Raw genomic sequence first — 13044 nt, 5'->3', positions numbered from 1 at the left:
GGCCGCCTTCCGGTTGGCCGTTCTGTTGGCCGAGGCCGGGGACCGCCAGGGCGCGATCGACGGGCTGCGGGCCCGTGTCGACGCCGGCGACGGGCTGGCCGCCGACCGGTTGGCCGCTCTGCTGGCCAGGGCAGGTGATGATCGGCTGCGCCGGTTCGGGTTCACGGTGGGCGGCGAGATCGCGTCGGGTCCGACCTGGTGAGCCGCGCGGCCGTGTGCCGGGTTCCCGCGAGGGGCACTGTTGCATCGGCGAAGTCCGCCATCACGGCCACCGATCAGTCATGATCGAAGGATGCGTCGACGTCGTGTCCGTCCACCGGCTCCGACGTCGGAGTTCGCCGGGTTCCGCTTCCCTCCTGAGGTGATCGTCCTGGCGGTCCGGTGGTACCTGCGGTTCGCCCTGTCGTACCGGGACGTCGAGGAGTTGCTCGCTGAACGCGGCCTCAAGGTTGATCACGTGACTGTGTACCGGTGGGTGCAGCGCTTCACGCCCTTGCTCGTCGACGCCGCGCGGCCCTGCTGGCACCGTCCTGGGGACAGGTGGCTCGTCGACGAGACGTACGTCAAGGTCGCCGGGCGCTGGACCTACCTGTACCGGGCGGTTGACCAGCACGGGCAGGTCATCGACGTCCTCGCCAGCACCCGCCGCGACCAGGCCGCGGCCCGAAAGTTCTTCACCGCGGCACTGACCCACGGCCGCCGGCCGGTCGAGATCACCACCGNCAAGGCCCCTGTCNACCCTCGAGNCCTCGACGAGCTNCTNCCCGAGGCCTGTCNCGTCGATGCCGCGCGGGAGAACAACCGGATCGAAGCCGATCACAGCCGCCTGAAAGCCCGGCTCCGGCCGATGCGCGGACTGAAACGGCTGCGCTCTGCCCAGACGATCAGCGCAGGGCATGCGCTCGTCCAGAACATCCGCCGCGGCCACTACGAACTCACCATCGACACCGACCCGCACCTGCGGCTGGCAGCCGCGTTCACCGAGCTCGCCACCGCGATCTGATCAACTGTTCGGCAGAGTCAGCCATGCCCCGCCATCCCGTAACGCAACAGACCCCGCGGAGTCGCGTGCCTTGCCCAGTCCGGCGAGCCCGCCGGTGAGGCAGGCGATCGCCTCCTCGTTGTATGCCGGATCATCGCGGCCAAGGTAATGGCAGGCCCATCCTCGTTCCAGCGCGTAGAACTCCGGCGTGTAGTAGTAGATCCACGCCGGAACGGCCTGCCCATCCTGCCCCGCGGCGGCGGCGAGATCAGCTCCGCGGGCCAGGGCCTCGACCGCCTCGCGGCGCCGGCCGGCCAGTGCGTGGGCACGGGCTTCCTGATGGGCGTCGTAGGCCCGCTGGCCTATCCAGACTCGTCCGTCCCGCGACGCGGCACGCGACAGGCCGACCGTCGCGTCGAGTTGCCCGACGTGGAACGCCAGGTGCCCCTTGAACGACGAAGAACTCGGGGAGCGTGTGTGCCGAATACAGCGCCTCCCGCGCACCGGCAACCAGTCCAGCCGAGACCTGGCTCGGATCGACACGTCGCCGACCTCACCAACGGACGGATCAAACGCCGATCCGTCCTCGGCGGCCTGATCAATGGCTATGTCGACGTGAACGGGCACCATCTGTCGCTGTCGATGGGCACCACCTGCCGCAGCGGCAAGGCCGTGTCGACGAAATTGGGCACCACACGGCCGGGACCTGGCAGGTGGACTCCCCGTCGCCTCCTTGCTGCTGTTTTTGCCTGTGGCACAGGCACTTCCGAGATCGGCACGACGTGCCGGTCTCGGCTGGAAGGACGAGCCGCGCGGCGCCTGGTGCTCGAAATCATCGACACTCGCGCCGAGGAGTGGTGCTCAAAGCGACCGACATTCGGTGCCCGTTCGCACGTTCGTAGCCAGATCAACCAATACGAACGAGCCGTTTAAAACGGTTGACACTTCACAGCCAGTGGGTGTCCCCGGTAGACGCGGCAGTGGTGTTGGCAAGCGCGACCGAGCGTCTGCCCTTGCGGTCTGGCGCATGCCGGGACCCGGTGCGATAAGCCGTTTCTGCCGCCGGAAGCCTGCCCTGGCGGCGATCATTGGCGGATGCAGGCCGATGACCGCGTCTTGTTGATCGACGTCGAGAACGCCGTTGGATCGGTGCGACCACGTCCCGAGCTTGTTCGAAGCCGGGTCCGCGCGCTCGTCGAGGCGGCCGGGGCAGTCCATCACGTCGTGGCCTGCTACGCCCAGGACGATCCGGCCGCTGATGGCGTCGTCTCCGTGCTTGCTGAACTCGGAGTCGCGCCCTGGCCGGTGCCGTCCAAGGCCGACGCCGCAGACCAGGCCCTGCTCCAGCACGCCCGATACGTGCACCGACGGGGCGGACGTATCTTCACCGTCGCGTCCGGCGATCGCCAGTTCGCGGTCCTCGCCGAGCTGGGCCAACTGGAAGTCCTCGTCTGGGAAAAGCAACCCGTGGCCCGCAACCTGGCGAAGGCCGCCGGTCCTCATCTACGGCGCCTACCCAACGTGTCCGCCAACGGCACCACGTCCAACAGGGCCAATGCCGCAGTCAGGCCGGCGATCGTCGAGAGCTCTGCGGAGTTCCTGCCCGAACGGGGCAAAGGACGAGGTGGGCGCTTACAGCCGACCGGGTGTTCGGTACCGGCTCGTGAAGCCGGTCGAGGGTTCCTGCCCGCAGTCCTGACCGGCATCGGAGTCGGCATCGGCCAACGACTCGCCGCCGTTGTCATGGACAGGCGGCGATGGTAGCCGGCGGTCAGCGGCGCCGGCGAGCGCTGCGAGGTCAGGAGGGTCGTGGCGGATCCGGAACAGCACGGCGTCCGTCGGTCCGTGGCCGAATGGCGGCCGGCCGGTTGCGGCGAAGGCGACGGTGCACGCCCAGGCGAACACGTCGGTGGGCGGGCCGACGGCAGCGACGTCCAGCAAGAGCGAGACGTGGGCGGGCCCGGCGAGCCATCGGCGGGGNCGTGGGCTGACTGGGCGCCACCAGCTACCCGCCGCGTTGAAGCAGTAACCGAGATCTCTCGCCAGGCGACGATCAGCTCGATGAGCGTCCACTCGTGGTGGCCGAAGCAGACCATCAGCGCCTCCACCACGTAGCTGGCGTCGTCGATCCAGCTGACCTGAACGCCGACCCGCCCGCCTTCGACTTCACCACGAGCGGCGGGCCGCGCCGGGCGACAATCCGCTCGGCTGCGGCAGCCTCACCGCGGTCGCCACCACGTCTTCCGTTCAGCGACGGCCGCCGCCGCGGTCGTCTCGCCGAACGCCACCCTGCAGGCCGCCAGCGACACTGCCGGCGGAGGCGGCACGGCGCCGCCGGCCGAGCAGAACTCCAGACACGCACCCTGCCTCAGAAGCGACGTCAACCGCTGTCCGACCTGCAGGCACGCCCTCGTAGTATCCATACGAGGAGAGGGAGGCGTTGTGGCTGGTTCGGGGATCGCTTTGCGTCTGCCTGCGCCCGTCGGGAAGCAAAAAGATGTCATCTATCTTGACGAAGGTGGTGAACATCTAGTTCTAGGAACTGCCGGCTCCGGAAAAACCCTCATGGCTATTTACCGCGCAGTGTATCTGGCGCAACATGCGCCGCGAAACGCCGGAAGCACTCTACTTTTGACGTTTCATCAGACTCTCGTGACTTACATCAAATCACTGGTGCCAGCCGATACAAAGCAATTGACGATCGAAACATTTCACGGCTTTGCCCGTGGATACCTGGCGTCGCAAGATATGCTGCGCGATAACGAGATTTTGACGCCCAGCAACCACGAGAGGTTCCTCGCTCACGCTGCGGCCCAGGTAGCGTCGCGGCTAGGAACTTCGACGATTTTTGATAAGAAACCGGCCTTCTTTGCGGACGAGTATCGATTCATCGTCGGGCATCGACAGCGGCGTGATCAGTATATAGCGGCAAATGACGGGCGCGGACACGCTCTCAATCAGCAGCAGCGCTCTCGGATCTACGATGTCATGGAACGATACTGGAGCTTGCGAAGGGAGCACGGTTTCCGCTACTGCTGGGACGACCTTGCGCCTATCGCTGCACGGCAGCTCCGAGGGGATACGACTGAGCGACGCTACAAGCATATCGTTGTTGACGAGAGTCAGGATCTGCCACCTGCCGCGGTGGACGCCTTGACTCAGGCCACCGGCGTGGGTGGATCGCTAACTCTTTTTGGGGATTATGCGCAACAAATCCACCTCGCCGGAACGGCTTCGGCTGACATAGGGCTAGAGAACGCAAAGCTGACGATTTTCCAAGACAACTACCGAAATACAGCGCAGATCTCCCGTCTCGCCTTGGCGCTATCACGCTTGCCAACTTTTCGCAGCAATGCCGATCTTGTAGAGCCTCGTGAACCCAGAGCAGACGGCGCCCCGCCGACAATCTGGAGACATGCAGATCAAACTCAGCAGATGACGGCTGCGGTCCAGCTCGCGCAGCAGGACTCCTCATCACGCCAAGTAGCGATTCTACTTCGCCGCCGTGAAGACGAAGCTGATCTACGAAGGCTACTGGGGAGAACTCCCGCTACTCGCCTGCATCGCAGCGTAAGAATATGGCCGATGGGTTCTGGTGTCTTCTACGGAACATATCATGCGGCCCGCGGCCTTGAGTTCGACACTGTGATCATGCCTTTGCTGGACGAGAATCTTGTGCCCAACCAGCGGGAGATCGAGGTTCTGGGACGAGAGGAAGCTGCGGCTCGTGAATCAAACCTTCTCTATGTTGGAATAACGAGGGCTAAAGCCAACCTCGTCCTAATGCACTCCTCTAGCTTGACATCACTTCTTCCGTCTCCAAGCTCAGGTCTATTCACGGAGGTCTCGGGTGCCGCACCATAGTCATCTAGATCGGGACTCTGAGGGAGACGACTCGCGAGACGCCGTATCATTCCTCCAAAAACGCCACGTCACACGACTCACCCACTTTACTCGATCGAGAAATCTCCCGCACATTTTGACGAGTGGCGCGATCAAGCCCACTTCTACTCTTCTGGGTGAAGTTGAGGGTTTCACTCCGACCGATATGCAGCGGTACGATGGAAAGCCGGACTACGTCTGCTGCTCCATCCAGTACCCAAACGTCTATTACCAGACACAAGTTGCACAGAGTGACAAGTCGTTTCCTGACTGGGTTGTTCTGTTTATTGATATTGTTGCCATACGCGGTGGGGATGTCATGTGGAGCCCGACCAATGCGGCAAGATCTGCGGGCGCGAGACTTGTGAGTGAGGCTCGGGCGGCGGAGACGTTGTATGCTCCCATCGTGGAGGGTAAATACCGTATCGTGCGGGGTGGTGACCACCTCGCTAGCTGTCCGACTGATCTACAAGCCGAGGTATTGCTCCGACGAGAAATCCCCCTCAACCTGATCACATCAATGGCCGTGTGTGATGAAGCGCAAGCGGAGCGCGAAGTTTCGCGTGCCGAGATGTTGGGCCAGCTTGATCTCCTGCCTGACATAGCGATTGCTCCGGTTTTGTTTGACCGCTCGAGACTGCCAACCGCTCTCAGGTCAGGCCAGATTCCCGTCGAAACGCACTGGGATATGGGGAGAGTAGGATGACCGGGTCTCTGACGTACATAGACCGAGTGATCGGGGCATTTCTTGGTGCTGCGGCCGGTGACGCGCTCGGCTGGCCGCAGGAGCGTCGTGAGCAGGTGCGTCTCCCTGGGGAGCGGGACCCGCTGCCGGGAGAATTTGCGCCTTGGACGAGGGTTGCGGGTGGCAGATTTCGGCCACGCCTGGAACCCGTGAACTCCGGCGAATATAGCGACGACACGCAACTACTCCTGTGCGTTGCTCGCGCGCGACTAAGTGGGGGCGCGAGATGGCTCGACCAGCTCAGAGATGTTGAACTGCCGACCTGGCTTCTATATGAGCGTGGTGGCGGAGCGGCAGTTAAGCGCGCCTCTCGATCCTGGGCCTCTGGCGTGGCACCATGGTCTAATAAAGACTCTGATAGATACTTCGACGCAGGCGCCAACGGAGTAGCCATGCGTGTAGCACCGCATGCACTCGACGCAAGGACGCAGAGTCGCCAAATCGCTCTTGACGATGCGTTCTCGGATGGTATTTTGACGCACGGGCATCCGCGCGCCCTAATTGGTGCTCGCCTACATGTGCAGGCAGTCTGGAATCTCACCCGCCTTGACCACTCTTTGGGCTATGGTGCGCTGATCGACGACCTTATCGACGACAAGCAATGGGCCGAGCTGCCATCGCATAGCGTAGTCCCCGAGGACTGGGTTCGAAACTTCGAGAGACGGGGGGAAGATTTCTCTGTATCTTGGAATAAGGTCACCTCGGAGGCAATAGACCTTCTTCGGCTTGGTCATGCCGCGGTCAGGCGCGGCGCGGTCGCTCTTATGCGACCGGTGCTGGCAGAGATGGGCTGTCTCGAACGTGCGACAAGCGGCTCTGGCACGGTGACCGCAGCCGCGGCGACATTCGTGGCATCTCGAACGGCGGCTGATCCGCTGACCGGCCTTAGGGAGACCGCTTATCTGGCAGGGGGAGATACCGATACTCTTGCTTCAATGACAGGTTCATTGCTTGGCGCGATTCATGGCAGCGACTGGCTGGGGCACCTCGCAAAAGATCTTCAGGATGCTAAATTGATACGTAATGTTGCGATTAGCCTAGGATCAGGCAACAGCATCGAGAGTCGCGCCATCCGCCAGGTTCGCACGCCAGAAATTCGACTCCTGCAGCGTCAACTGCGGAGATCCGGGACGGGAGAAAGGGCTATCCTACCCGACGGCCGAGCCGGTATCGTGAAGGAACGAAGTGTTCTTCGTAGTCCCACAGGAGGTACGGCCGGCGAGCTTGTGCGGCTCATGGCTGACGGCCAAAGCATCGCGATTCTCATGCCGGACCCAGAAAGGGATGAACGACAGCAAGCGCTGTTTTCCGCGGAGGAGATTGAGCCTGCGGCGCGAGCCCTCGCAATCGAGACCCGAATCTCGGTAGACAACCTGGAGCTCGCCAGAGTGGCATTGGAGCGAGTTCTAGGTCTTCTCCCTGTGCAGCGGGGCGTGCAATCTGTCCAGTATAAGGGAGGGGTCGTACTTGCCCGCAAGTCCGGAGTGCACTTCCCTGCCGAGGAAAGAGGCCCTATTCATCTACGCGTACGTGTGAGTAGTCTCAGAAGCGCCTACGGCGCTGCACTCGAACTCGGCCTAGCGCCCGGGAATATTACGCCGACGGCGAATGGTGCTTTTTTTGAGGTTACGCTAGTTCCAGGTGTGCAAGCTGAGGTCTTCGAATCGAGACGGCTCCGAGAAGGTGTTTGAGATCGTCGGTTAGCCCAGATCTTTCATGCTTCGGCAGGGTGTGATCGCGGGCTGTCCTCTCAGGCGCACCAAGCCGGCGAGTGGTGTTCTGGCTTAGGACGAGGCCAGGCGGGCGGGTGGTTCGCTGGCGGATCGAGCCGCGTCTTCTACGCCGGCACGTTCTGCGAGCGGCGGATGATGGTGTCGTAGGTGTCGGTGGTGCGGTGCAGCCCGCCCGCGAGGGTTCGGACGTAGGTGTCGAGGTGGTTCTGCACGTCGGCGGCGTGTTCGTCGGGTTCGGCGAGTTGTTCCAGTTCGAGGAACAGGCCGGCGCCGTCGACCTCGTCGAGGCAGAGGGTGATGTGCCCGTGGCGGGTGGTGCGGCGTCGTTTGACGATGCGGACGGTCGGGGTGAAGCCCATGGCGAGGATCGCCTGGTGCATCTGTTCACGGTCGGCGATCTCGGTTTCCTGTTCGTCGCAGGCCATGGTGTTGTCGATCGGGGTTTTCACCGTGAACAGGTGCCGGCCGTCCTGGCTGCGTAGGCGCGCGAAGGGAACTCCGATGCGGCCCATGCCGTATTGCCAGCCGGCGCGGGCATAGGCCTGGTCGTCCTGGACGACGGGCGGGGTGAGTGTCAGACCGCGGTGCTGCAGGGCGGCGTGGAGCTCGTCGGGGTCGTTGACGACGTACTTGACCTCGATCTCGCGGATGGGGCTCACAGGGCGGGGTCCTCCAAGGCGTCCGGGTGCGCGACCGAGGAAGCCTAGCGGGATCAGGTCGGGCGGAAGGGGCGCCGGGCCGGGGTCAGAAAAGTTTGTCGGTTTCGCCGGCGCCGCCGGAGACGGCGGTGATGGGGCGGCAGGGATGGTGAGGGTCAGGGTGAGCGCGGAGTGGTCGGACAACCGTGCCAGCCAGTGCCGGACACGGGTCACAGATACGAGCCGGCCTTGACCGATTATTGCGGCTGACCGGGCCGGTTTTCGGCGGTGGCCGGTGTGGTCGGCCAGTGGGCGGTCTCGTCTCGGCTGATGATGTCTTCGACGGCGAACCGGCCGCCGTCGACGTAGGTGATGTTGACTTCGACAGGGCGTCCAGTCGTGCCGCTGTGGGTGATCCGGGTCAGGACGAGCAGGGCGCCGCCGCGAGGGATACCGAGTTCCCGGGCTTGTTCCGGGGTGGCGGAGCGTGCGCTGGTGGTGCGGGTCCAGGTCAGGGGGCCGTGGCCGAGGTCGTGTTCGAGGCGGTCGTAGATGCCTCCGGGGCCGGTGGAGGCGTCCTCCAGGATCGTGTCGCGAGCGAGGTCGGGCAGGTAGGAGTCGGCGATCAGCACCGGTCGGCCGTCCGGGCCGATCACTCGGTGGCGTTCCAGGACGTCGGCGCCCTTGGGGACGTCGAGGAGGCGGGCGATGTGCGGGGGTGCGGGCAGCCAGCGGCGGGTCGGGGTGGTGATGGGCCGCCAGTGTCCGGCGGCGGCGTTGAAGATGTAGCCGAGGTCGTTGCGGCGGACGGTGGTGCCGACGTCGATGCGGCCGGGTGGCTCGGCGGGGTCGAGGACGACGGCGCCGGATCTGTCGGTGACCTTGATCCGGCCTTCCAGTGCGAGCAGGCCGAGGGCTTCGGTGAGGACTCCGCGGCCTACGCCGAACTCGTCGGTGAGGGGGCCGTAGCCGGGCAGGCGGCTGCCGATCGGGTAGCGCGGGGGGTCCGCGTCCATCCGGGCGCGCAGCTCGGCGGCGATCTCCTCATATCTGGTCAAAAGACACCTCTCGTCACTCAAACTGTACCGGTACTGTCGCCGATCTGTGTGGTGGAGCACACTGTCAGTACCGGTACAGGCGAGGTTACCAGCATGTAACGCCGGGCCGTTGCATGGTCGGATTCCTTGCCTTCGATGACGTGATGACCCAGGACCGCAGTCCGGGGTCTACGCCTGCCCTGGCAACGCGGCGCCGCGGGCAGGTGGCTTCGGTGCACCAGGACGCACCCTCAGGACGTTCTTCGCGGACGTCGAGCGGGTCCGGGTGTGCGCCGAGTTCCTGGGTGCGGCGCCCCGATCTGATCAGTGAGGTGATGTGCATGCTCGCAATCCCGACCTTCTCGACGTTCGAGGACGCCTATCTTGCGGTGCTCCGGCACGTCGGAGGCCAGACGGAGTTCGTCAACGCCCCGCGGGGCAATGCCTCCCGGGAATGTCTCAACATCAGCTTGCGGCTGGACGATCCGCTGGAGCGGATTCCGTACCTGCGCGCCCGCAAGGTGAACATCATCTTTCACTACGCGGAGGCGCTGTGGTACCTGTGGGGCCGCGACGACGTGGAGATGATCTCCTACTACGCGCCGCAGATGCGCTCCTACTCCGCCGACGGCCACACGCTGCGCGGCTCGGCCTACGGCCATCGCCTGTTCGCGGTTCCCGGCGACGGCGAGGTGAGCCGGTTCGACCGGCTGCTGACTCTTCTTCGAGGTGAGGATGCGACGAAGAGAGCGGTCTCGGTCGCGTTCGACGAATCCGAGCTGGATATCCCGCACAACATCGACGTCTCCTGCATGATCGCCCTGCAGTTCCTGATTCGGGACGGCGTACTGCACCTGATCTGCTACATGCGGGCCAACGACGCCGATCAGGGTCTGCTGTCCGACGTCTTCTCCTTCACCCTGCTGCAGGAGTTCACGGCGAACCTGCTCGGCGTCGGCGTCGGCACCTACGCCCACCACGTCGGCTCGATGCACATCGGTGACCGGGACGCCGGGCGGGTCGAGCGGGTGCTGGTCGAGGCGAGCACCCTCGGGCCGGGACGAGTCCGTTTCCCCTCGGCGCGGATGCCGGCGACGAGCTGGGCGGACCTGGCCGTCCTCGCGGCCTACGAGGAGGCGTTACGACGCGACCGTGACCGGATCATCCCGGCGAAGGTCGACGAGACCGGGCTGGCGCCGTACTGGCAGCAGGTGCTGCTGCTGTTCGAGGTCCAGCGGCAGATCGTCCACCAACCGGGCCGGCTCCTGGACCGCGCCGTCCTGGGGGCGTTGCATCCCCGCTACCAGTGGCTGCTCTCCCACCGATGGCCGGAGCGGATGCCGGCCCCCCTGGCGACCTCGAGGAGCTCGGCGTGAGGACGCATTCCCGGATTCCCGGCACCGTCCTGGACGGCATCGACTGGTCCCGCTTCAGCGTGCTGCTCCTCAAACCAGACTGCCTGCGCCGCCAGCTCGTCGACGACGTCATGGCCGCGATCCGCGGCGCCGCGGACGTCGTCGTTCAGGAGCGGGTGACCGTCGCCGACTGGCAGATCTTCGTCCACTACCAGGATCTGCTCGTCGACAAGGACTGGTTCACCGTCGACGTCGTCGACTACCTGCGCCGCACCTACATCGACGGCCAGGTAGTGATCGCGCTGCTGCGCGGCCCGGCCGGCGCCGACACCCCGGCAGCGATCCGGGAACTCCTCGGCCACTACGACCCGCCGCAGGCCGCACCGGGCACGATCCGCCGCACCTTCGGCGTGGACGATCTGGCGACCTCCCGCCGCGAAGGCCGGCTGATCGAGAACCTCATCCACAGCTCGGACGACGTCGGCGCCGTCTGCCGCGACTTCGGGACCTGGTTCGGCGCCGACCGCCACCAGCTCCTCGACCTGCCTGCCCCGACCGACCGTGTGAGGAGCGCGCCGTGAACCAGCCGAGGGCCGTGACCGCACAGATCGGCGGGGGACCACGCCAGCTGCGCGTGATGACCGCCGCCGCGCAGGCCGACCTTGACCCGTACATGGCGCAGATCGTGACCTACCGCAAAAGCGGCCTGTCCCTGAACCACATCATCGGCTGCCCGCTGGACTGCGGATACTGCGTGCGTCACTTCTGGGGCGACTTCGAGCACAAGACCCCGCACCTGCTCTGCCCCACCGACGACGCGGTCGAGCTGCTCCTCGGACATGAAGCGTTCCGCCCGTCGATCACCCCGCTGCAGATCTTCAACAAGGCCACCGATCCGTTCCTGCCCGGCGTCAAGCCGCACCTGTTCCAGGTGCTGCATGCCCTCGACGACCGCAGCCTGGACAACCTCGTCCTCATCATCACCCGGTTCACCGTGACCGCGGACGACATGGCCGAACTCGAACGGCTGCGCCACCTGCGGGTCACGCTGTTGTTCACCTACTCCGGGATCACCGACAGCCGCGTCGAGCCGATCTCCAAGAGCGCGATCACCACCATGTCGATCGCGACCGCGTGCGCGCACCGGAACCGGACCCGGGTCGTGCTCTACTGGCGGCCGATCGTGCCCGGCTGGAACGACCAGGCCGACACCATGAACCATGTGCTGTCCGTCGGAGCCGATGCGGACGCGATCGTGTTCACCGGCTACTACCACAAGCAGCAGAACGCGACCTACCTGCGCGACCTCGGCGTCGAGCTTCCCTACCGCGACGAGGAGTTCCACCGACGCAAGACCATGCCCGACGACCTCGACGCCCGGGTCGTCGCGGCCTGGCGCGCCTCCGGGATCGCCACCCCGCTGTTCCGCAAGACAAGCTGCGGCGTCTCCGCCGCGCACGCCGTGGCCGACTACAACGGCCACTGGGGCGTCCCCGAACTCTGCGACATCTGCCCCACCCGCCAGATCGACCTTTGCCGAGCCGGCCACCGCCAGCCCACACCGGCAGAGTTCGAGACGGTCCTGGCGGATCTCGGCTATACCTCGGACCACCTCATCGCCGACGGCCACGTCTGGACCCACGGCCTCGGCGAACAACGCCGCTACGCCATCCAACACACCCTCGGCTTCCAGATCTGGGAACTCGACCAGCCGCACTTCCTCCACGCCCACGGCCGATCCCTCACCGGCCACCAGCCCACCGCAGACCAGGAAACCGAACTCGCCGCAGTCCAACGCGACTTCGGCACCGCAGTACGGTTCGATACCGACGACTGACTTCGCCCCGACGATCGGATGGCCGGTGACCGGTACCTGGCAGGACGCCGCGCTCGTCGCGATCGACCTCGAAGGCACCGGCGGCCAAGACGGCGATCAGGAAGACATCCTCGAAATCGCCCTCGTGCCCCTGCACGCCGGCACGGTGCAGGTCGCAGAGTCTTACACCACGGTCATCAACCCCGGTCGGCATATCGCCGTCCGGCCATGGCTCTCACCCGGCCTGACGAACCAGGTCCTCGCCGACAGTCCACCACTCGACCGAGTCGAACCCGAACTCGCCACCCGACTGCACGGCCGAATCCTCGTCGGCCACAACGTAGGCGTCGACTGGCGACTACTCCACCGCCGCTGCCCCACCGTCAAACCTGCCGGACTGATCGACACCCTTCGACTCGCCCGCCACCTCGGCGGGCGGACAGGCAATTCGCTCACCGCACTTCTCGACCGCCACAACCTCACCCGGCAGGTCACCGATCTGGCAGCAGGCAGTCAACCCCACCGCGCGCTGTGGGACGCGATCGGCGCCGGGCTGCTCCTGGCCGCCCTCGCCCACCGACTCCACCAGACACCGCTGGTCACCCTCGAGGAGCTTTACAGCGTCGCCGGAATTCCGCTTAGCAGCCCTGCATCACCCCGGCCCCCAGCCGACCACCCGGGGCTATTCTGAGCGAAGTCGATCCGTTCTGCCCGCGCTGTAGATATGGCACCCCAGTCAACGGCCACGCCCCAGGAGGACCGGCAAGCGGGCGGCGATCAGAGACGCGCGTTGCCGCAGCGCCTACCGATCCCGAGCGGCCTTTCGACCTATCATTGTTATTTGATGATGATTATG

13 protein-coding genes and 1 pseudogene are annotated in these 13044 nt (G+C 65.2%); 10 read left to right on the top strand and 4 right to left on the bottom strand.

What is annotated here, in order from left to right:
- From FF36_RS35650 to FF36_RS39305, 3 genes and pseudogenes are all read left to right on the top strand, one after another.
- Positions 1-202: hypothetical protein (locus FF36_RS35650; RefSeq protein ID WP_157871744.1), on the top strand; the 202-nt coding region annotated here is incomplete at its 5' end.
- Between the two features lie 90 nt (positions 203-292).
- Positions 293-722, top strand: a pseudogene (locus FF36_RS39325) (IS6 family transposase); the annotation flags it as partial.
- A 55-nt stretch (positions 723-777) separates the two neighbouring features.
- A partial coding sequence (locus FF36_RS39305; RefSeq protein WP_242422932.1) for a transposase occupies positions 778-1003 on the top strand: 226 nt, incomplete at its 5' end.
- On the opposite strand, the gene FF36_RS31840 is transcribed toward FF36_RS39305, so the two are convergent.
- Positions 1004-1525, bottom strand: a complete 522-nt coding sequence (locus tag FF36_RS31840) for a hypothetical protein (RefSeq protein WP_128423405.1) — start codon at positions 1523-1525, stop codon at positions 1004-1006.
- Positions 1526-1843: 318 nt separating this feature from the next.
- Positions 1844-2419 carry a hypothetical protein gene (locus FF36_RS36530; protein WP_206778486.1) on the bottom strand — a complete coding sequence of 192 codons (576 nt, stop codon included), beginning with the start codon at positions 2417-2419 and terminating at the stop codon, positions 1844-1846.
- Positions 2420-3424: 1005 nt separating this feature from the next.
- On the opposite strand from FF36_RS36530, the gene FF36_RS33475 reads away from it, so the two are divergent.
- From FF36_RS33475 to FF36_RS33465, 3 genes are read left to right on the top strand one after another with little or no spacing between them, the layout of a single operon-like run.
- Entirely contained in the window at positions 3425-4846 is a 1422-nt protein-coding gene (locus tag FF36_RS33475) for a UvrD-helicase domain-containing protein (RefSeq protein ID WP_157871743.1), read from the top strand.
- Positions 4833-5570 (top strand): DarT ssDNA thymidine ADP-ribosyltransferase family protein, encoded by a 738-nt coding sequence (locus FF36_RS41240; RefSeq protein WP_082122280.1) that lies wholly within the window; start codon positions 4833-4835, stop codon positions 5568-5570. Before FF36_RS33475 ends, FF36_RS41240 begins: the two co-directional genes overlap by 14 nt.
- Positions 5567-7300 (top strand): ADP-ribosylglycohydrolase family protein, encoded by a 1734-nt coding sequence (locus FF36_RS33465; RefSeq protein ID WP_082122279.1) that lies wholly within the window; start codon positions 5567-5569, stop codon positions 7298-7300. The genes FF36_RS41240 and FF36_RS33465 overlap by 4 nt, the downstream gene beginning before the upstream one ends.
- Before the next feature lie 146 nt (positions 7301-7446).
- Here FF36_RS33465 and FF36_RS27285 read toward each other — a convergent pair whose 3' ends face one another.
- Positions 7447-8001, bottom strand: a complete 555-nt coding sequence (locus tag FF36_RS27285) for a class IV adenylate cyclase (RefSeq protein WP_082122278.1) — start codon at positions 7999-8001, stop codon at positions 7447-7449.
- Positions 8002-8237: 236 nt separating this feature from the next.
- Positions 8238-9038, bottom strand: coding sequence for a GntR family transcriptional regulator (locus FF36_RS27280; protein WP_052681502.1), 801 nt, complete (start codon positions 9036-9038; stop codon positions 8238-8240).
- Between the two features lie 320 nt (positions 9039-9358).
- Between FF36_RS27280 and FF36_RS27275 the strand changes: the two genes are divergently transcribed.
- From FF36_RS27275 to FF36_RS27260, 4 genes are read left to right on the top strand one after another with little or no spacing between them, the layout of a single operon-like run.
- On the top strand, positions 9359-10393 hold the full coding sequence (locus FF36_RS27275; protein ID WP_044888069.1) for a thymidylate synthase: 1035 nt from the start codon (positions 9359-9361) through the stop codon (positions 10391-10393).
- Complete coding sequence (locus FF36_RS27270; protein WP_063870521.1) at positions 10390-10953, top strand: nucleoside-diphosphate kinase; 564 nt, start codon at positions 10390-10392, stop codon at positions 10951-10953. The genes FF36_RS27275 and FF36_RS27270 overlap by 4 nt, the downstream gene beginning before the upstream one ends.
- Positions 10950-12209: a radical SAM protein gene (locus FF36_RS27265; protein ID WP_199865521.1), complete on the top strand. Its 1260-nt coding sequence runs from the start codon at positions 10950-10952 to the stop codon at positions 12207-12209. Before FF36_RS27270 ends, FF36_RS27265 begins: the two co-directional genes overlap by 4 nt.
- 25 nt (positions 12210-12234) lie before the next feature.
- Complete coding sequence (locus tag FF36_RS27260; RefSeq protein ID WP_044888059.1) at positions 12235-12879, top strand: 3'-5' exonuclease; 645 nt, start codon at positions 12235-12237, stop codon at positions 12877-12879.
- Positions 12880-13044 lie beyond the last annotated feature (165 nt).

The sequence above is a fragment of the Frankia torreyi genome (assembly GCF_000948395.1).
Classification (GTDB): Bacteria; Actinomycetota; Actinomycetes; order Frankiales; family Frankiaceae; genus Frankia; species Frankia torreyi.
The sequence above is the reverse complement of the archived record's forward strand: the minus strand, read 5'-3'. Positions and strand labels throughout refer to the sequence as shown.

Coding starts and splice junctions, on each gene's coding strand:
- FF36_RS33465 (WP_082122279.1), top strand. CDS start 5,567: ATGACCGGGTCTCTGACGTACATAGACCGAGTGATCGGGGCATTTCTT.
- FF36_RS27275 (WP_044888069.1), top strand. CDS start 9,359: ATGCTCGCAATCCCGACCTTCTCGACGTTCGAGGACGCCTATCTTGCG.